This window comes from Enterobacter sp. PL1 (assembly GCF_945957325.1).
In the GTDB taxonomy this organism is placed as follows: domain Bacteria; phylum Pseudomonadota; class Gammaproteobacteria; order Enterobacterales; family Enterobacteriaceae; genus Enterobacter; species Enterobacter roggenkampii.
Window position 1 is genome coordinate 124979 of sequence record NZ_CAMFKT010000008.1, and the last position, 19077, is coordinate 144055.

Genomic DNA, 19077 nt, shown 5'->3' on the forward strand with positions numbered 1-19077 from the left:
GTAGCCGTGTTGTAGCATGAAGAAAATCCCATTCATCAGGCTTTTGCGGATTGCGATCGGGATACAAAAAGCGAAAGTCTTTTTTGTGACAGTTAGATACAATTCACCGTCTCACTCCCGCCATTCGATTCAGGGAAGGGTTGTATGCTCGAAATGTTAATGCAGTGGTACCGGCGTCGCTTCAGCGACCCGGAAGCCATTGCTTTGTTGGTTATTCTGGTCGCCGGGTTCGGTATCCTGTTCTTCTTCAGCGGCCTGCTCGCCCCTCTGCTGGTAGCGATTGTGCTGGCGTACCTGCTGGAGTGGCCAACGGCGCGCCTGGAGAATATTGGGTGTTCCCGCCGCTGGGCGACCAGCATCGTGCTGGTGCTGTTTGTCGGCATTCTCCTGTTGATGGCCTTTGTGGTGATGCCGGTAGCCTGGCAACAGGGAATTAACCTGATCCGCGATATGCCCGGCATGCTGAATAAGCTTTCTGATTTCGCCGCCACGCTGCCGCGCCGTTATCCTGCGCTGATGGATGCCGGGATTATCGACGCGATGGCCGAAAATATGCGCGCCCGCATCATGACGATGGGCGATTCGGTGGTGAAGTACTCTCTGGCGTCCCTGGTCGGACTGCTGACGCTGGCGGTCTACCTCGTGCTGGTGCCGCTGATGGTCTTCTTCCTGGTGAAAGATAAAGACCAGATGCTCAACGCCGTACGCCGTATTCTGCCGCGCAACCGCGGGCTGGCGGGGCAGGTCTGGGAAGAGATGAACCAGCAGATCACCAACTACATACGCGGCAAGGTGCTGGAGATGATTGTGGTGGGGGTCGCCACCTGGATTGGCTTCCTGATTTTCGGCCTGAACTACTCGCTGCTGCTGGCCGTGCTGGTCGGATTTTCGGTTTTGATCCCCTACATCGGCGCGTTTGTGGTGACCATTCCGGTGGTTGGCGTGGCGTTGTTCCAGTTTGGGCTGGGTACCGAGTTCTGGAGCTGCTTCGCGGTGTATCTGATTATTCAGGGGCTGGACGGTAACCTGCTTGTACCGGTGCTGTTCTCCGAAGCGGTGAACCTGCATCCGCTGGTGATTATCTTATCGGTGGTGATTTTCGGCGGGCTGTGGGGATTCTGGGGCGTGTTCTTCGCTATTCCGCTGGCGACGCTGATTAAAGCGGTCGTCCACGCGTGGCCGGATGTGCCGGCTGTGGAGGAGAAGTAAGTTTTGCCGGGTGGCGCTGCGCTTACCCGGCCTATTTATCCTTGTAGGTCGGGTAAGGCGAAGCCGCCACCCGACACTCACTTTCAGGCACTTTCTTTCAGCCAGTTCAACACCACGTCGTGGTGGTTGCTGGTTTTGAAGTCGTCAAACACGTGTTCAACTTTACCGTCGGCGTCAATCAGGAAGCTGATGCGGTGAATACCGTCGTAGGTTTTACCCATAAACGTCTTCTCGCCCCAGACGCCGAACTGCTCGCATACCTGATGATCTTCGTCAGAAAGCAGCGTGAAGTTCAGCAGCTCTTTTTCAGCAAATCGTGACAGCTTTTCTGGTTTATCGGTGCTGATACCCAGCACTTCCACGCCGACTTTTTTCAACTCATCCATGTTATCGCGTAAGCCGCAGGCCTGTACGGTGCAGCCGGGGGTCATGGCTTTCGGGTAGAAATAGACCAGAACACGCTGTCCCTGGAAGTCGGTCAAATTTACTTGCTCGCCGTCTTGATCCGGTAAGCTAAATTTCGGTGCGATGTCACCGGCTTTCAGTGGATTCATTACTCAACTCCATCCTGTTCGTGCTGCGAATAATTGACGACGCTTATACTGCCCTGCGCGTTTAATTCTGTACAGAGGGCTTTGAACGCTTGCTCGATATTTGACGCATCCTGTGACGCAGGACTGTGCGCGGTAATTTGAATAAAGAGCGTGGGAACCGTGCTTGCGTCGCCCGGCTGTGTGCGGGAAACGAGCTCGGCGATGTTCATCTGATGGCTGTCAAACAGCGCGGTGAAGCGCTCAATCAGATGCGGAGAATCAGGTACTTCAACCTGCACCCAGACGGTAGCGGGCATGGCCGGGCGAGGGCGCGCGGTGGTGCGCTTCATGACGATCAGCAAGTCCAGCTCGGCACCTTTCAGCGGCAGGGTCGATTCAATCAACGTGATGGCGTTCCATGTCCCTGAAAGCAACATAATGAATGTGAACTCTTCGCCGAGCATGGCCAAACGGCTGTCTTCAATATTACAGCCGCAACTGCTTACGTGGCGGGTGATGGTGTTCACGATACCCGGCCTGTCGGCACCCAGCGCAGTGATAACCAGGTAATGTTGTGATGAGGTTGTCAAACCTGTTCTTCCTTTGCATGGTTAAGTCTTCCTAAGGAAAGCATAAAAAAAACATGCATACAACCGCCTGAGGGCCTCAGGTCGCTTGCTTTTATTACAGTTCCAAACGTACCATTGAGACTCTTGTTCGCACAGAGGATGGCTCATGTTCACGGGAAGTATTGTCGCGCTTGTAACACCGATGGATGAAAAAGGTAACGTCTGCCGGTCTAGCATGAAGAAGCTGATTGATTACCATGTCGCCAATGGAACCTCGGCGATCGTTTCGGTAGGGACTACCGGTGAATCTGCAACGCTGAGCCACGACGAGCACGGCGATGTGGTTATGCTGACCCTGGAACTGGCTGACGGACGTATTCCGGTCATCGCGGGCACAGGCGCGAATGCCACCGCAGAAGCGATCAGCCTGACTAAACGTTTTAACGACAGCGGCATTGTCGGCTGTCTGACGGTGACCCCTTACTACAACCGTCCTACTCAGGAAGGTTTGTTCCAGCACTTCAAAGCCATCGCTGAACATACTGACTTGCCACAAATTCTGTATAATGTGCCGTCCCGTACCGGTTGCGATATGCTGCCGGAAACCGTTGGCCGTCTCTCGGAAGTCAAAAATATTATCGGTATTAAAGAGGCGACAGGGAACTTAAGCCGCGTTCATCAGATCAAAGAGCTGGTTTCAGACGACTTTATCCTGTTGAGTGGTGATGATGCGACCGCGCTGGACTTTATGCAGCTCGGTGGCCATGGCGTGATCTCCGTAACGGCAAACGTTGCGGCGCGCGACATGGCTGAAATGTGCAAACTGGCCGCGGCCGGTCACTTTGATGAAGCGCGTGTCATAAATCAGCGTCTGATGCCGCTGCACAATAAATTATTTGTCGAACCCAATCCGATCCCAGTGAAATGGGCATGTAAGGAGTTGGGGCTTGTAGCAACCGACACGCTGCGTCTGCCAATGACACCGATTACCGACCACGGTCGTGATATCGTCAGGGCAGCGCTGAAGCATGCCGGTTTGCTGTAAAGTTTAGGGAGATTTGATGGCTTATTCAGTACAGAAGTCGCGCCTGGCGAAGGTTGCGAGTGTTTCGCTTGTTATGCTGCTCGCTGCCTGTAGTTCAGACTCGCGCTACAAGCGCCAGGTGAGCGGTGATGAATCCTATCTGGATGCGACCCCGCTTGCTGAACTTCACGCACCGGCTGGTATGATCCTGCCGATTCAGAACGGCGATTATAATATTCCCGTGACCAACGGCAGCGGCCTGGTCGGTAAAGCGCTTGATATTCGTCCACCAGCACAGCCTCTGGCGCTGGTGAGCGGGGCGCGTACCCAGTTCACCGGTGATACGGCGTCTCTGATGGTTGAGAGCGCGCGCGGTAGCACCCTGTGGCCGCAGGTTGTCAGCGTCATTCAGGCGAAGAACTACACCATCGATAAACGCGATGATGCCAGCCAGACGTTAACCACCGACTGGATCGAATGGAACCGTCTGGATGAAGACCAGCAGTACCGCGGTCGTTATCAAGTCTCCGTTAAACCACAGGGTTATCAGCAGGCGGTTAACGTTAAGCTGTTGAACCTGGAGCAGGCGGGTAAACCGGTTGCGGATGCCGCATCCCTGCAGCGTTACAGCACCGAAATGCTGAACGTGATTGCCGCAGGCCTGGATAAAAACGCGACCGATGCTGCCAACGCCGCGCAGAGCCGCAACGGTGTGACCTTCGATGTCCAGAGCGGCGCGGATGATACCGGCCTGCCAATGCTGGTGGTGCGTGCACCGTTTAACCAGACCTGGCAGCGTCTGCCAGCGACGCTGGAAAAAGTGGGCATGAAAGTGACCGACAGCACCCGCTCAACCGGCAGCATAACGGCAACCTATAAGCCGCTCTCCGACAGCGCGTGGCAGGAACTGGGCGCGAAAGATCCTCAGCTTGCCTCCGGTGACTACAAGATTCAGGTCGGTGACCTTGATAACCGCAGTAGCCTGCAGTTTATCGATCCAAAAGGTCACACGCTGACCCAGTCGCAGAACGATGCGCTGGTCGCTGTCTTCCAGGCAGCATTCAGCAAATAAATACGAGGGCTGGTGAATCCAGCCCTTTTTATTTTCGTGCTACGCAAACGTGTGCGTGGCATAATATCCCCAGTTTTGAACACAAATCATCACACCAGGAGTAATGAAGATGCAGAAGCAAGCTGAGTTGTATCGTGGCAAAGCGAAGACCGTATACAGCACGGAAAACCCGGATCTGTTGGTGCTCGAGTTCCGCAATGATACGTCAGCAGGGGATGGCGCGCGCATTGAGCAGTTCGATCGTAAAGGCATGGTGAACAACAAGTTCAACCACTTCATTATGACCAAACTGGCCGAAGCGGGTATCCCGACTCAGATGGAAGCGTTGTTGTCCGATACGGAATGTCTGGTGAAAAAACTGGATATGGTTCCGGTTGAGTGCGTTATTCGTAACCGTGCGGCGGGCTCCCTGGTGAAGCGTCTGGGCATTGAAGAAGGTATCGAACTGAATCCACCGCTGTTCGATCTGTTCCTGAAAAACGACGCCATGCACGACCCGATGGTCAATGATTCCTACTGCGAAACCTTCGGCTGGGTGAACAAAGAGAACCTGGCGCGCATGAAAGAGCTGACCTACAAAGCCAACGACGTGCTGAAAAAATTGTTTGATGACGCGGGCCTGATCCTCGTCGACTTTAAGCTGGAGTTTGGTCTGTTCAAAGGCGAAGTGGTGCTGGGCGATGAGTTCTCACCGGACGGTAGCCGCCTGTGGGACAAAGAAACCCTGGATAAAATGGACAAAGACCGTTTCCGTCAGAGCCTGGGTGGCCTGATTGAAGCGTACGAAGCGGTTGCTCACCGTTTAGGCGTTAAGCTCGACTAACTCCCTCACTTGCCAAAGGATGTTCGCATCCTTTGGCGTCTTACCTTTGTTTCCTATGGTAATCTTGCCGTTAACCGCCTACGATCATAGCTATTATAAATGGAATAGTTCGAGGTGGTTATGCGCTGGCAAGGGGGTCGTGAAAGTGACAATGTAGAAGACAGACGCAGTGATGGCGGCGGCGGTCCTTCCATGGGCGGACCGGGCTTCCGCTTACCCAGCGGCAAGGGCGGTATCATTCTGCTGATTGTGGTGCTGGTCGCGGGCTATTACGGCGTCGATCTCACCGGGTTAATGACCGGTCAGCCGCTGCAACAGCAGCATTCTCAGCGCTCCATCAGCCCGAATGAAGATGAAGCGGCCAAATTTACCTCCGTGATCCTCGCCACAACGGAAGACACCTGGGGTCAGCTGTTTGAGAAGATGGGGCGTACCTACCAGCAGCCGAAGCTGGTGATGTACCGGGGCGCAACCCGCACCGGATGCGGCACCGGACAGTCCGTGATGGGGCCGTTCTACTGCCCGGCGGACGGCACCGTTTATATCGATCTCTCCTTTTACGATGACATGAAACGCAAGCTTGGTGCTGACGGTGATTTTGCCCAGGGTTACGTTATCGCGCATGAAGTTGGCCATCACGTGCAAAAGCTGCTGGGAATTGAGCCAAAAGTGCGCCAGCTCCAGCAAAATGCGTCGCAGGCTGACGTGAACCGCCTGTCCGTTAAAATGGAGCTGCAGGCGGACTGCTTCGCGGGCGTCTGGGGCCACAGCATGCAGCAGCAGGGCGTGCTGGAATCCGGCGATCTTGAGGAGGCGCTGAATGCCGCTCAGGCGATCGGTGACGACCGTCTTCAGCAGCAGAGCCAGGGGCGCGTCGTGCCGGACAGCTTCACTCACGGTACCTCGCAGCAGCGCTACAGCTGGTTTTTACGCGGTTTCGACAGCGGCGACCCGGCGCAGTGTAATACCTTCGGCAAAGCGATGTAATGCTGGCGTTTGAACAGCTGATACGCGAGCTTGAGCGCACCGGCCATCGTCGGCTGGTGGTGCTCAGCGGTGAGACGCAGTGGACATTGAGTCAGGCGACTGACCTGCGTAATACCCTGCCGGGAGACTGGCTGTGGCTGGATGACAATCCCTCTAAAACCCTCAGCGGACTGCTGGGACGCGAATACCTTCACGCCGCTTTTGACGCGCGCGCCGGGTTTGATGTCTCAGCCTTCGCCGCGCTCAGCGGGACGCTGCGCGCCGGAAGCCTCCTGGTGCTGCTGGTTCCTCCGCTTGCTGACTGGGCCGACAGGCCAGACAGCGATTCTTTGCGCTGGAGCGACAGCGCGGAGCCGATCGCCACTCCACACTTTGTGTACCACTTCTGCCGGACGCTTGCCGCCGATTCGGATGCGATTGTCTGGCAGCAGCATCGTCCTTTGTCCGTTCCCGTTACGCCGGATTTACCCGACTGGCAGCCTGCCAGCGGCGCACCGCAGCGCGAGCAGGCGGAGATCCTCGACGCGCTTCTGACCATGCCTGCGGGCATCGCTGCCGTAACGGCACCGCGCGGGCGCGGAAAGTCAGCGCTGGCGGGGATGCTGCTCAATAGCATTCAGGGGAGTGCGGTGGTCACGGCACCGGCTAAAGGGGCAACGGATGTCATTGCGCGCTTTGCGGGCGAGCATTTCCACTTTATGGCCCCGGATGCGCTGCTGGCCTCCACGCTGCAGGCCGACTGGCTGATTGTCGATGAAGCGGCTGCCATCCCGGGCCCGCTGCTGGAGAAGCTGGTGACGCGCTTTACGCGCGTATTATTAACCACCACGGTGCAGGGCTATGAAGGGACGGGCAGGGGCTTCCTGCTGAAGTTCTGCGCCCGTTTCAGCGGACTGCGGCATTATGCCTTATCGACCCCCATTCGCTGGGCCGCCGGATGTCCGCTTGAGCGGTTCGTGGCAAATGCTCTGTTATTTGATGATGCGCTTATCGATCGCAAACCGGAAGGTGAGGTTCGTATAACGCCGCTGGCGCCGCGGATGTGGGAGAGCGACCCGGCACGCGCGGCAAGCGTTTATGAACTGCTGTGTGCTGCACACTACCGCACGTCACCGCTCGATTTACGCCGGATGATGGACGCGCCCGGCCAGCACTTTGCTGTTGCAGAGACGGGGGCTGATATTGCAGGCGCGCTCTGGCTGGTGGAAGAGGGCGGGTTGTCACCGGAGCTTAGCCGCGCCGTGTGGGCGGGATACCGGCGTCCACGCGGGAATCTCGTGGCGCAGTCGCTGGCGGCGCACGGCGGCTCTCCGCTCGCGGCGACGCTGAAAGGGCGACGGGTTAGCCGCATTGCGATTCACCCCCTGCGCCAGCGGGAAGGCATCGGGCAACGGCTTATCCGTAGCGCCAGCGGGGAAGATTATCTGTCGGTGAGTTTTGGTTATACCGACGAGCTGTGGCGTTTCTGGCAGCGGTGCGGGTTTGTGCTGGTGCGGATGGGGAGCCATCGGGAAGCCAGCAGCGGCTGCTACACGGCGATGGCGCTGCTGCCGCTGAGCGAGGCCGGGCGTCGGCTGTGCGCGCAGGAACATCACCGTTTATGCCGGGATATGCGCGTCCTGTCGGCCTGGAACGGTGAAAAGATCCCGGTGGACGACGGCTGGGAAGCTACCCTTAATAGTGATGACTGGCGGGAGCTGGCGGGGTTTGCTTTTGCCCATCGCGCGTTTTCAACCTCGGTTGCCGCGCTGACGCGGTTGTTGCTCACCGTTGATATGCCGCTTCCGGCCCTGCGGGGGAAACTAGCAGGGAAAACGGATGAGCTCGGGCGAAAAGCGTTGCTGGCAAAGCTGCGCTCTGAAACCGCGCAAGCGCTTGAAAGCCTTGATTATCCGCGCTGCCAGCAGTTGAAGGAAGCCATTTTGCAATGGCAATTTTTTCAATGACTTCTTCAGTAAAGTGGCATGGTCATTCCCGCCGGGAGGCGTAGAATCCAGGTCATCTATTAAGGAGACCACCATGAAACATGACCATTTTGTTGTTCAAAGCCCTGACAAACCGGCTAAACAGTTACTGCTTCTGTTTCATGGGGTTGGCGATAATGCCGTCAATATGGGGCAGATTGGCAGCTGGTTTGCGCCCGTTTTCCCGGAAGCGCTGATTGTCAGCATCGGCGGCGTAGAGCCATGCGGCCCGAACGGGCGCCAGTGGTTCTCGGTTCAGGGCGTGACGGAAGAGAACCGTCAGGCGCGTATCGACGCCATCATGCCGGCCTTTATCGACGTCGTCCGCTACTGGCAGCAGCAGAGCGGCGTAGGAGCCGAAGCGACCGCGCTTATTGGCTTCTCGCAGGGGTCAATCATGTCGCTGGAAAGCGTAAAGGCACAGCCGGGTCTGGTTTCACGGGTGATCGCGTTTAACGGCCGTTTTGCGACGTTACCGACAAGCGCAACCACGCAAACCACGATCCACTTAATCCACGGCGGTGAAGACCGGGTGATTGAGCTCTCGCATGCGGTTGCTGCCCAGGAAGCGCTGATTCGTGAGGGTGGGGATGTGACGCTGGATATCGTTGACGATCTGGGCCACGCCATTGACGACCGCAGCATGCAGTTTGCGCTTGACCATCTGCGCTATACCGTACCGAAGCACTACTTTGATGAAGCGCTCAGCGGCGGTAAGCCGGATAACGATGATATTGTTGAGTTTATGTGATTCTTCCCCCTCTCCCATGGAGAGGGGGAATCGGATCGATTACTTCTTCTGATCCTTCTTCGGCCAGTCGTCGTCATCGTCCCACTTGTCGTTGAAATCACGGTGCGGGGGAAGATCCGGCTTGTTGGCGAGAAATTTTTTATGGTCCACGCGCTTAAGGTCTTTAATCACGTTAAGCAGTACGCCGACCAGAAAAACCAACACCAGAACCCACCAGTACTTTGAAAGCCAATCCATTCGCTATTCCTCTCAGAGCGTTCGTCAGGCGACGATTTGCTCCATAATACGTTGATACATACGGGCCAGCAGTTGTAAATCTGCCGCATTGACACACTCATTTATTTTATGAATGGTTGCGTTCACTGGCCCCAGTTCGACAACCTGAGCACCCATACGGGCGATAAAGCGTCCGTCTGAGGTACCACCCGTTGTCAGCAGCTGTGGTTTAATTTCATTATAGTGCTCGATGGCGTTCACCACCGCATCCACCAGTTTGCCACGCTGCGTCAGGAACGGCTGGCCGGAAAGCCACCACTCCACGGTGTAACGCAGCTGATATTTTTCCAGCAGGGCGATAACGCGCGCCTTGATCATCTCATCGGTCAGTTCTGTGCTGAAGCGGAAGTTGAACTGGACGAAATAATCCCCCGGGATCACGTTATTGCTGCCGGTCCCGGCCTTGACGTTCGCAATCTGCATGCTGGTCGGCGGAAAGAACTCGTTGCCCTTATCCCACTCAATCGCCACCAGCTCGCTCAGCATTGGCGCGGCGCGGTGGACCGGGTTATCGGCCAGATGCGGATAAGCGACGTGGCCCTGCACACCGTGAATGGTCAGGTTACAGGTCAGCGAGCCACGGCGTCCGTTTTTGACGACGTCACCCACCACTTCGGTGCTGGACGGCTCACCGACCAGGCAGTAGTCGAGACGCTCGTTGCGTGCCATCAGCGCTTCGACGACCTTCACGGTGCCGTTGTGCGCGCTGGCTTCTTCGTCGGAGGTGATCAAAAACGCGAGACGGTTTTTGTGGTTGGGATGCTGCGCCACAAAGCGCTCTGCCGCCACGACCATCGCCGCCAGAGAGCCTTTCATGTCTGCCGCGCCGCGGCCAAACAGCATGCCATCGCGAATGGTCGGCTCAAACGGCGGGTTAATCCAGCGATCCGCGTCACCGGCGGGAACGACGTCAGTATGCCCGGCGAAGGCCAGCGTTTCGCCCTGTCCGCGCCACGCCCAGAAGTTCTGGGTATCGCCAAAGTCCATGCGTTCAACGGTAAAACCGATGGCACGCAGGCGTTCAATCATAAGAGCCTGACAACCTGCGTCGTCCGGGCTAAGGGAAGGACGGCGAATAAGCTGCTGAGTCAGCTCAATGACCGGGCATGACATAAACTACACCTCAACGAAAAAAGTCGGAATAAAGGGTTTCACTGAAACCCAGCAGCATAGGCTGCCCTGGCGCGCAGAGCAATGGGCGTTTGATAATTGCCGGCATCTCGAGCATCAGTTTTGCCGCGCTGTCGGCATCTTTGATGCTGGCGCGCAGAGAGTCGTCCAGTTTACGCCAGGTGGTACCGCGGGTGTTCAGCAGGGCTTCCCAGCCCAGTTCGCGAATAGCGCTATGCAGAAATTCTGCATCGAGCCCGTCGGCACGGTAATCGTGGAAGCGGTACTCCACGCTGTTAGCGTCCAGCCAGCGGCGGGCTTTTTTGATGGTGTCGCAATTTTTAATGCCGTACATCACAACCATGGTGAATCCTTTTGATGTTCTGATAATTAAATGTTCAGTAAATTCGAAGGTATATCCTTAAGTGGAATATAACACATTCAGGAATCGTCTGGATTAATGTGTCTTCTTAATTCGACTCACAACTGTACGCTGAATATTCTTTCATCATTTAAGCATAGATGTCCATAAACTTTAAAAACCCAATAAAGTCAGCCAATAAAATAAAACTCACCCGTCCGTAGGGTTATTTCAAAATATTGCTGGCCGTCACAAAAAATTGAGGTCTCTCCGTTCATATTTATCATAAATCCCCGCAGGACGTGGGGTACAATCACAGCAATTGGTTAAATAGTCTTCACAATGATGGTACGTTTTTGTAGAATGCGCATAATAATAAGAGAGGTTGTTATGATTGAACGTGAACTGGGGAACTGGAAAGATTTTATCGAAGGCATGCTTCGTAAATGACATTCAGTAAGAATTGCAAGAGCACTAAAATAAGTAAAATAACCATAGTGTGAATTAATCACACAATAAAAAGGCGGCCGATAAAGCCGCCTTTTTTTATTTCAACCACTTACTCAGGACGTTCCTTCAGCGGGAAGCGGCGACGCACCAGCACAAAGAACAGCGGAACGAAGTAAATGGCCAGAATGGTGGCCGAAATCATGCCGCCCATCACCCCCGTCCCGACCGCATGCTGGCTGCTGGAGCCTGCACCCGTACTGGTTGCCATTGGCAGAACACCAAAGACAAACGCCAGCGACGTCATCAGAATCGGACGCAGGCGCTGACGGCAGGCGTGCAGCGTGGCGGCCATCAGCTCGTGGCCTTTGGCATTCATCTCGTTGGCAAACTCAACGATCAGAATGGCGTTTTTCGCCGACAGCCCAATGACGGTGAGCAGGCCCACCTGGAAGTAGACATCGTTCTCCAGGCCGCGCATCCAGGTCGCCAGCAGCGCACCGATAACCCCAAGGGGCACGACCAGCATGACCGAGAACGGGACCGACCAGCTCTCATACAGGGCGGCAAGGCAGAGGAAGACCACCAGCAGAGAGAGCGCGTAAAGGGCGGGGGCCTGCGCCCCGGAGAGGCGCTCCTGGTAAGACATGGCCGTCCACTCGAGACCAAAACCGGCGGGCAGCTGTTGCACCAGTTTTTCCATGGTGTCCATGGCGGTACCGGTGCTGACGCCCGGCGCGGCTTCCCCGACGATTTCAACCGCAGAATAGCCGTTATAGCGTTCCAGGCGTGGCGATCCGCTCTCCCAGTGCGAACTGGCAAAGGCGGAGAACGGCACCATGCCGCCAGCATTATTTCTGACAAACCAGCGGTTAATATCATCCGGCAGCATGCGGAACGGCGCGGCGGACTGGACATACACTTTTTTCACGCGGCCGCGATCCATAAAGTCATTCACATAGCTCGACCCCCACGCCGTTTGCAGGGTGTCGTTGATATCGTTGATCGACACACCCAGCGCCTGCGCCTTACGCTGATCGATATCAACCTGAAGCTGCGGGCTGTCGTCGAGGCCGTTATGGCGAACGCGGGTCAGGCCGGGATCGTTGCCTGCCAGCGCTAACAGCTTATCGCGTGCCGCCATCAGCGCCGTGTGGCCCGCCCCGGCGTGATCCTGCAGCTCCATATCGAACCCGGCTGAACTGCCCAGGCCGCTTATCGCCGGCGGGCTGCTGGCAAAGACGCGCGCTTCTTTGATGTGCGCAAAGGCTTTTGTCGCACGTTCAATGATGGCAAACGAGGTGCCCGTCCGGGTATCGCGTTCGTCCCAGTCCTTCAGGCGGACAAACATGCGGGCAACGTTCTGCCCGTTTCCGCCCGGGCCGGAACCGACGGTGGAGAAGACCGAGACAACGTTATCTTTCTCTTTGGTGAAGAAGTACTGCTCCACTTTCTGCACCACTTTCAGCGTCTGCTGCTGCGTTGCGCCGCTCGGAAGCTGCACCGAGGTGGTGAACATCCCCCGGTCTTCCATCGGCAGGAACGAGGTGGGCAGGTGCAGGAACAGCCACACCATCCCGCCCAGCAGCACAACGTAAATCATCATCCAGCGCAGACTGCGGTGCAGTACGCGACCAACGGCAGATTCATAGCGCGCGGCGTTGCGGTTGAACATCCGGTTAAACCAGCCGAAGAACCCTTTCTGCCCGTGATGCTCCCCTTTGTGCAGCGGTTTCAGAATGGTGGCGCACAGCGCGGGGGTGAGGATCAGCGCGACCAGCACGGAGAGCACCATCGCCGAGACGATGGTGATCGAGAACTGGCGGTAAATCGCCCCGGTGGTGCCGCCAAAGAAGGCCATCGGGATAAAGACGGCCGACAGCACCATCGCAATCCCGACCAGCGCCCCCTGAATTTGCCCCATGGACTTGCGCGTCGCCTGGCGCGGAGAGAGCCCTTCTTCGCTCATGATGCGCTCGACGTTTTCAACCACCACGATGGCATCATCCACCAGAAGGCCGATCGCCAGCACCATCGCAAACATCGTCAGGGTATTAATGCTGTACCCGAAGGCGTAGAGTACCGCAAAGGTCCCCAGCAGCACGACGGGGACGGCAATGGTGGGGATCAGCGTCGCGCGGAAGTTTTGCAGGAACAGGTACATGACCAGGAACACCAGCGCGATGGCTTCCAGCAGAGTCTTCACCACGTCCTCAATGGAGGCTTTAACGAAGGAGGTGGTTTCATAGGCGACTTTGTACTCCAGCCCGTGCGGGAAATACTGCGACAGCTCGTCCAGACGGTCTAACACCAGTTTTGCCGTCGCCATTTCGTTCGCGCCGGAGGCCAGCTTAATCCCCAGACCGGAGGCCTGATTGCCGTTAAAGCGGCTCAGGTAGTCGTATTTCTCCGCCCCCATTTCCACCGTGGCGACATCGCCGAGACGCACTTCCGACCCGTCCTGATTCACGCGCAGGGTGATATTGCGGAACTGGTCCGGCGTCTGCAGCAGGGATTGCGAATTAATGGTGGCGTTCAGGGCTTGCTTATCAACGGAAGGCGTTCCCCCCAGTTGCCCCACGGCAATCTGGGCGTTCTGGGCTTTAATGGCATCCGTCACGTCGGTTGCCGTCATTTGGTAGCTGTTCAGCTTGTTGGGATCGAGCCAGATACGCATGGAGTACTGTGAGCCGTAGGCGTCGATATCCCCGACGCCGTTGATCCGGCTGATGGGATCCTGAATATTACTGGCGACGTAGTCCGCGATGTCCTGTTTATCCATCGAGCCATCTGTCGAGACAAAGGCGATGGTCAATATGTTGGTATCGCCGGTTTTACGCACGGTCACGCCCTGGTTTTGCACCGCCTGGGGCAGCTTGCGCATCGCCGACTGCAGCTGGTTTTGGACCTGCTGCACCGCTTCGTCCGGGTCGGTGCCCGCCTTAAAGCTCAGGGTCACCGTCGCCTGTCCCGTGGCGCTGCTTTGCGAGGACATGTACATCAGGTTATCCAGACCCGTCATGTTCTGCTCGATAACCTGCGTCACGGTATTTTCCAGCGTCTGAGCGGACGCGCCGGGGTAGTTTGCGGTGACGCGCACGTTCGGCGGTGCCAGGTCGGGGTATTGCTCAACGGGAAGTGACGTAATCGCCAGGACACCTGTCAGACACAACAGGATGGCAAGCACCCAGGCAAAAATGGGGCGATCGATGAAAAAATTCGCCATGAAAGTGTGACCTCGTTTTGCTGCACGTCATTATTGTTTATTGCCCGCATAACTTTAGCGGTAAGGCCCAGGTCAAACGTGGAGAAATAAAGGAGATAGTGTAAATTATCATGCGCTTTTCCCTGCGCTTCCCTCTTTACCGTTATTTACCCGTTAACGGCGTGGGCGCCGGAAACGTCACGCTGACCAGCGTGCCGCCGTTTTGCGGCTGCGAGAAGTGCAGCACTCCTCCAAGCCGCTGCGCGCGTTCGCGCATAATGTTCAGACCGTAATGTCCCGGCGGCTCGCTGGCCTCGCCAATCCCGATGCCGTTGTCGCGAATGCTGACGCTGTGCGTACCGTCCGCTGCGGTCACGCAGCTCACGGTGATCTCGCTGGCCTGCGCGTGCTTAATGGCGTTCAACACCGCCTCACGCACGATCTGTAACAGGTGCACCTGCTTTTGCGCGTCGAGCGCCAGCGAGGAGAGGCGGCAGTCGAGATGCAGTTTCGCCTGCGTCTGGCTCTGCAGGACATCGAGTGACTCCTGCAGCGCCGCGGGTAAATTCGCGTGGTTCAACGTCAGGCGGAAGGTGGTCAGCAGCTCGCGCAGCTGCTGCCAGGCATTGTTCAGCTCGCGGGAGAAGTCGGTGATAATGGCCTGCGCTTGGGTATTTTCTTCCGGCACGGCGCGTTTGAGCAGTGCAAGCTGAATGCGCAGATACGACAGCACCTGCGCCAGCGAATCGTGCAGCTCGCGGGCAATGGTGGCGCGCTCTTCCATCAGCAGCAGCTGCTGGTAATGCTTTTGCGCCTGGTTAAAGTACAGCCCGCGCCCGAGCATGGTCGCCACGCTTCTCATCAGCGGAAGGGGGACGCTGTCCGCCTCGCTTTGCCAGCGCAGCTCGCCGTAGAGCGTGTCCTGCATCAGTACCGGCAGGTTTTGCAGAGGGATACCCTCAGCCTCCGTCCCTTCGCACAGCCGCCAGTCGTCGCTGGTGCGCAGTTCCAGATAATTCATCTGCGTATAGTCATGGACAATCTGCAGGATATGCCGGAAACAGTGGCTGTCTATCTGGCCGGTATTGAGCGCCTGCGAGCACTTAAACAGCATGTCGAGCTGCTGGTGGGCTTCGTGCAGGTGCCGCGTCTTTTCCGCAACCGAGGCTTCGAGCGAACGGTAGAGTGTATCGAGCTCGGCTGACATGTGGTTAAAGGCGCGCGAAAGCTGGCCCAGCTCGTTCGGCAGGGCGCTATCCGGCGCAGGAGTGGCAAATTCGCCGCGCTCAATGCGTTCGCTGGCCGCCACCAGGTTATTCAGCGGCAGCACCACCTGACGACGGATGCGTCGCAGGGTAAACAGCGTCAGCAGCAGGATCCCGAGTGCGCCAGCCAGCGAGAGCAGGGTGACCGTTTGAATTTTATGTTCGGTGTAGTGCTGGAGGGCGAGCACAAAGGCATCAATGCGGCCCACAAAATCCTCAATATTGCGTTGGTACCACGCGCTGTCGCCGCGGGCGATATGCGCATCCATCTCCTGCCAGGCCACATGCAGCTGCTGATAGCGTGCTTTCACATTGTCCGGGACGTACCAGCGATCCAGCTTCTGCAGGGCAGGCGCACCGAGCGTCTGTTGCCAGCTCTCGCGATGTGCCGAAAGGGAAGGGCTGTTGCGCTGCATCTCGTAGCCCAGACGATAGCTCTGCATGCGCAGTGAGCCAGCGATGTTGATGGCTTCGGCATCGCGCTGGCTGCTGGCCAGCGTCAGCAACGCGACGGTGCTGCTGAGTACGGATAGGGCAATGATCGAAAAGAAAGCCCAGGCAAGGCTTCCGGAAACGGGTCGTTTAACGGTCACAGAACGGCTCTCTGAATAAAATTGATCTGCCACAGGTTCACTGGAAATAATTGGGCGCTTCAGGCATTTGAACATTGCCCGAACGCACCGTGATGCGTAAATACCATACTCTTATAAAGAGAAAGGTTATTGAACCAAAAACAGGTGTGGTTATGAATCGTTTTATTATGGCTAACAGCCAGCAGTGCATTGGGTGTCGCGCCTGCGAAGTCGCCTGCGTGATGGCGCACAACGGTGAGCAGCATGCCCTGAGCGAGCGCCATTTTCATCCCCGTATCACGGTCCTGAGATCCGGCGAGAAGAGCCACCCCGTGACCTGTCATCATTGCGAAAATGCACCCTGTGCGCAAAGCTGCCCGAACGGCGCCATCAGCAAATGCGATGACAGCGTACAGGTGAATCAACAAAAATGCATCGGCTGTAAGGCCTGCGTAGTGGCCTGCCCGTTTGGCACGATGGAGATTATCGTCACTCCGCTCGACAATGGCAGCGTGAAGGCCTCGGCGAATAAATGCGATCTCTGTCTGACGCGTCCACACGGCCCGGCCTGTATCGAAAATTGCCCGGCGGATGTCCTCACCCTGGCGACGCCCGCCGCGCTGGAAAACCTGGCGAAATCGCGCCGACAGCGCACGGCCTGCCTGGAGGCGCAGCCCTGGCATGGTGCCGAGGCCGTCAGCGTGGACGCGCCGCGTACTAAACTGCAGCAGATGCAAACGACCCCGCCCCGCGGCGAGCCCGACAAGCTGGCTGGCGCAGAGCGCGTGGGCCATTTTAACGAAATTTACCTGCCGTTCCGGGCCGAACAGGCCGCCCGCGAGGTGTCGCGCTGCCTGAAGTGCGGAGAGCACAGCATTTGCGAATGGACCTGCCCGCTTCACAACCACATCCCGCAGTGGATTGAGCGCCTCAACGCGGGGGATATCACCGGCGCGGCCGAGCTTTCTCATCAGACCAACTGTTTACCTGAAATTACCGGTCGCGTCTGCCCGCAGGACCGGTTATGCGAGGGCGCCTGCACGCTTCGTGACGCGGCGGGGGCCGTGACGATAGGCAACATCGAGCGCTACATCTCCGATCGGGCGCTGGCGATGGGCTGGCGGCCGGATATGTCCGCCGTCACGCCGTCAGGTAAACGTGTCGCGATTGTCGGCGCGGGGCCCGCCGGGCTGGCGTGCGCCGACGTGCTGGCGCGCCGCGGCGTGAGCGTGACGGTCTATGACCGGCATCCGGAGATCGGCGGTTTGCTGACCTTTGGCATCCCGGCATTTAAGCTCGATAAATCGCTGCTCGCCCGGCGCAGAGAGATCTTTACCGCGATGGGGATCCGCTTCGAGCTGAACTGCGAGGTGGGCCAGGACGTGTCGATGTCGCAGCTCAAGAGCGATAACGATGCCCTGTTTATTGGCGTGGGTACCTATCGTTCGATGAAGGCGGGTATCCCGAACGAGGATGCGCCAGGGGTCTACGACGCGCTGCCTTTCCTGGTGGGCAACACGCGTCATGTTATGGGGCTGGAGGCGACGGCCAGCGAGCCGTCCATCGACACCCGTGGCCTGAACGTGGTGGTGCTGGGCGGAGGCGATACCGCGATGGACTGCGTCCGCACGGCGTTACGTCACGGCGCGGCGACGGTCACCTGCGCCTATCGTCGGGATGAGGCCAACATGCCGGGCTCGAAGAAAGAGGTGCAGAACGCCAGAGAAGAGGGGGCGTCATTTGAGTTTAACGTCCAGCCGGTTGAGCTGACGCTGGATCCGAACGGTAAGGTCAACGGTATCCGGATGCTGCGTACCGCGCTCGGTGAGCCGGATGCGCAGGGGCGTCGTCGGCCCGTTCCGGTGGCGGGCAGCGAGTTTGTGATGGCCGCGGATGCAGTCATCATGGCGTTTGGCTTTAATCCGCACGCGATGCCGTGGCTGCAGGCGCAGGGTGTCGAAACGGATGACTGGGGGCGGATCGTGGCCTCGGTCGAGAGCCGCTACCGTTATCAAACAACCAACCCGCAGATCTTCGCCGGGGGCGATGCGGTACGCGGCGCGGATCTGGTCGTCACCGCGATGGCGGAAGGGCGTCATGCCGCGCAGGGGATACTCGACTGGCTGGGAGTGGATGTACCACAACATCATTAATCCGGCGGACGACAAAGCGGGATTCACGGCGTAGTATAGGACGACTCATTGTGCCGTGGAGCCCGTATGACCCTGAAAATTGACGTTATCAAAGACAAAATTCTCTCTGAAAACTACTTTGTCCTGCGTAACATCACCTATGATCTTACACGTAACAACGGTGAAGTGATCCGCCACAAGCGCGAGGTCTATGACCGTGGTAACGGAGCAACCATTCTGCTCTATAACCGTGAAAAGCAGAGCGTGGTGCTGATCCGGCAGTTCAGGGTGGCAACATGGGTCAATGGCAATCCTGACGGACGTCTGATTGAAACCTGCGCGGGCCTGCTCGATGACGATGAGCCGGAAGTCTGTATCCGCAAAGAGGCCGTCGAAGAGACCGGCTTTGAAGTGGGCGAGGTCAAAAAGGTCTTCGAGCTGTACATGTCCCCGGGCGGCGTGACGGAAATTGTCCATTTCTTCATTGCTGAATACAGCGACGCACAGCGCACGCACCGGGGCGGTGGCGTAGAGGATGAAGATATCGACGTGCTGGAGCTTCCTTTTGCCCGAGCGCTGGAGATGGTGCGTTCAGGCGAAATCAGGGATGGTAAAGCGGTGATATTGCTGCAGTATTTACAGACAACCGGGCTGATGAACACCCCTTTCGAACGGATATAGCCTGTTTTTCAGGTATATCTGATAAATCCGATTGAGCAACCCCGGCGGGAACACGAAGATACTGCCCTGTTATGCGTTTTCGTTCCGGGATTGTGT

The 19077-nt window shown here is 57.3% G+C and carries 17 protein-coding genes; 10 read left to right on the forward strand and 7 right to left on the reverse strand.

Annotation, left to right across the window (positions count from 1 at the left end):
- Window positions 1-144 precede the first annotated feature (144 nt).
- A complete protein-coding gene (locus N6P30_RS09640; protein WP_023294264.1) occupies window positions 145-1209 on the forward strand; it encodes an AI-2E family transporter in 1065 nt (354 codons plus the stop codon).
- An 83-nt stretch (window positions 1210-1292) separates the two neighbouring features.
- Here the strand turns inward: N6P30_RS09640 and bcp are convergent, their stop codons facing one another.
- Window positions 1293-1763 (reverse strand): thioredoxin-dependent thiol peroxidase, encoded by a 471-nt coding sequence (bcp, locus tag N6P30_RS09645; RefSeq protein ID WP_008501635.1) that lies wholly within the window; start codon window positions 1761-1763, stop codon window positions 1293-1295.
- Window positions 1763-2332 (reverse strand): glycine cleavage system transcriptional repressor, encoded by a 570-nt coding sequence (locus tag N6P30_RS09650; protein WP_008501634.1) that lies wholly within the window; start codon window positions 2330-2332, stop codon window positions 1763-1765. Before N6P30_RS09650 ends, bcp begins: the two co-directional genes overlap by 1 nt.
- Before the next feature lie 145 nt (window positions 2333-2477).
- Between N6P30_RS09650 and dapA the strand changes: the two genes are divergently transcribed.
- From dapA to ypfH, 6 genes are all read left to right on the forward strand, one after another.
- Complete coding sequence (gene dapA / locus N6P30_RS09655; protein WP_008501633.1) at window positions 2478-3356, forward strand: 4-hydroxy-tetrahydrodipicolinate synthase; 879 nt, start codon at window positions 2478-2480, stop codon at window positions 3354-3356.
- Between the two features lie 16 nt (window positions 3357-3372).
- On the forward strand, window positions 3373-4407 hold the full coding sequence (gene bamC, locus N6P30_RS09660; protein WP_021241807.1) for an outer membrane protein assembly factor BamC: 1035 nt from the start codon (window positions 3373-3375) through the stop codon (window positions 4405-4407).
- Window positions 4408-4516: 109 nt separating this feature from the next.
- Window positions 4517-5230, forward strand: a complete 714-nt coding sequence (gene purC, locus N6P30_RS09665; protein ID WP_008501631.1) for a phosphoribosylaminoimidazolesuccinocarboxamide synthase — start codon at window positions 4517-4519, stop codon at window positions 5228-5230.
- Between the two features lie 120 nt (window positions 5231-5350).
- Complete coding sequence (locus N6P30_RS09670) at window positions 5351-6217, forward strand: neutral zinc metallopeptidase (RefSeq protein WP_260629941.1); 867 nt, start codon at window positions 5351-5353, stop codon at window positions 6215-6217.
- Window positions 6217-8163, forward strand: coding sequence for a tRNA(Met) cytidine acetyltransferase TmcA (locus N6P30_RS09675; RefSeq protein ID WP_023294262.1), 1947 nt, complete (start codon window positions 6217-6219; stop codon window positions 8161-8163). The genes N6P30_RS09670 and N6P30_RS09675 overlap by 1 nt, the downstream gene beginning before the upstream one ends.
- Window positions 8164-8236: 73 nt before the next feature.
- Window positions 8237-8932 (forward strand): esterase, encoded by a 696-nt coding sequence (gene ypfH, locus N6P30_RS09680; RefSeq protein ID WP_023294261.1) that lies wholly within the window; start codon window positions 8237-8239, stop codon window positions 8930-8932.
- Between the two features lie 39 nt (window positions 8933-8971).
- Here the strand turns inward: ypfH and N6P30_RS09685 are convergent, their stop codons facing one another.
- Genes N6P30_RS09685 through N6P30_RS09695 form a run of 3 tightly spaced genes read right to left on the reverse strand, consistent with a single transcriptional unit; the run spans window position 8972 to window position 10682 of the window.
- Entirely contained in the window at window positions 8972-9169 is a 198-nt protein-coding gene (locus N6P30_RS09685) for a YpfN family protein (protein ID WP_008501627.1), read from the reverse strand.
- A 24-nt stretch (window positions 9170-9193) separates the two neighbouring features.
- A complete protein-coding gene (gene dapE / locus N6P30_RS09690) occupies window positions 9194-10321 on the reverse strand; it encodes a succinyl-diaminopimelate desuccinylase (RefSeq protein WP_023294260.1) in 1128 nt (375 codons plus the stop codon).
- A gap of 10 nt (window positions 10322-10331) precedes the next feature.
- Window positions 10332-10682, reverse strand: coding sequence for an ArsC family reductase (locus N6P30_RS09695; protein WP_023294259.1), 351 nt, complete (start codon window positions 10680-10682; stop codon window positions 10332-10334).
- Window positions 10683-11069: 387 nt separating this feature from the next.
- Here N6P30_RS09695 and ypfM point away from each other — a divergent pair, with 387 nt between their 5' ends.
- A complete protein-coding gene (gene ypfM, locus N6P30_RS09700) occupies window positions 11070-11129 on the forward strand; it encodes a protein YpfM (protein WP_015572204.1) in 60 nt (19 codons plus the stop codon).
- A 109-nt stretch (window positions 11130-11238) separates the two neighbouring features.
- On the opposite strand, the gene acrD is transcribed toward ypfM, so the two are convergent.
- Complete coding sequence (acrD, locus tag N6P30_RS09705; RefSeq protein WP_023294258.1) at window positions 11239-14352, reverse strand: multidrug efflux RND transporter permease AcrD; 3114 nt, start codon at window positions 14350-14352, stop codon at window positions 11239-11241.
- Between the two features lie 142 nt (window positions 14353-14494).
- Window positions 14495-16189, reverse strand: coding sequence for a nitrate/nitrite two-component system sensor histidine kinase NarQ (narQ, locus tag N6P30_RS09710; RefSeq protein ID WP_023294257.1), 1695 nt, complete (start codon window positions 16187-16189; stop codon window positions 14495-14497).
- A gap of 152 nt (window positions 16190-16341) precedes the next feature.
- On the opposite strand from narQ, the gene aegA reads away from it, so the two are divergent.
- Window positions 16342-18321 (forward strand): formate-dependent uric acid utilization protein AegA, encoded by a 1980-nt coding sequence (gene aegA, locus N6P30_RS09715; RefSeq protein ID WP_023294256.1) that lies wholly within the window; start codon window positions 16342-16344, stop codon window positions 18319-18321.
- A gap of 66 nt (window positions 18322-18387) precedes the next feature.
- Window positions 18388-18981, forward strand: coding sequence for a GDP-mannose pyrophosphatase NudK (nudK, locus tag N6P30_RS09720; RefSeq protein ID WP_025912781.1), 594 nt, complete (start codon window positions 18388-18390; stop codon window positions 18979-18981).
- The last annotated feature ends 96 nt before the right edge of the window (window positions 18982-19077 follow it).

Coding starts and splice junctions, on each gene's coding strand:
- N6P30_RS09640 (WP_023294264.1), top strand. CDS start 145: ATGCTCGAAATGTTAATGCAGTGGTACCGGCGTCGCTTCAGCGACCCG.
- bcp (WP_008501635.1), bottom strand. CDS start 1,763: ATGAATCCACTGAAAGCCGGTGACATCGCACCGAAATTTAGCTTACCG.
- dapA (WP_008501633.1), top strand. CDS start 2,478: ATGTTCACGGGAAGTATTGTCGCGCTTGTAACACCGATGGATGAAAAA.
- bamC (WP_021241807.1), top strand. CDS start 3,373: ATGGCTTATTCAGTACAGAAGTCGCGCCTGGCGAAGGTTGCGAGTGTT.
- purC (WP_008501631.1), top strand. CDS start 4,517: ATGCAGAAGCAAGCTGAGTTGTATCGTGGCAAAGCGAAGACCGTATAC.
- N6P30_RS09670 (WP_260629941.1), top strand. CDS start 5,351: ATGCGCTGGCAAGGGGGTCGTGAAAGTGACAATGTAGAAGACAGACGC.
- N6P30_RS09675 (WP_023294262.1), top strand. CDS start 6,217: ATGCTGGCGTTTGAACAGCTGATACGCGAGCTTGAGCGCACCGGCCAT.
- ypfH (WP_023294261.1), top strand. CDS start 8,237: ATGAAACATGACCATTTTGTTGTTCAAAGCCCTGACAAACCGGCTAAA.
- N6P30_RS09685 (WP_008501627.1), bottom strand. CDS start 9,169: ATGGATTGGCTTTCAAAGTACTGGTGGGTTCTGGTGTTGGTTTTTCTG.
- dapE (WP_023294260.1), bottom strand. CDS start 10,321: ATGTCATGCCCGGTCATTGAGCTGACTCAGCAGCTTATTCGCCGTCCT.
- N6P30_RS09695 (WP_023294259.1), bottom strand. CDS start 10,682: ATGGTTGTGATGTACGGCATTAAAAATTGCGACACCATCAAAAAAGCC.
- acrD (WP_023294258.1), bottom strand. CDS start 14,352: ATGGCGAATTTTTTCATCGATCGCCCCATTTTTGCCTGGGTGCTTGCC.
- aegA (WP_023294256.1), top strand. CDS start 16,342: ATGAATCGTTTTATTATGGCTAACAGCCAGCAGTGCATTGGGTGTCGC.
- nudK (WP_025912781.1), top strand. CDS start 18,388: ATGACCCTGAAAATTGACGTTATCAAAGACAAAATTCTCTCTGAAAAC.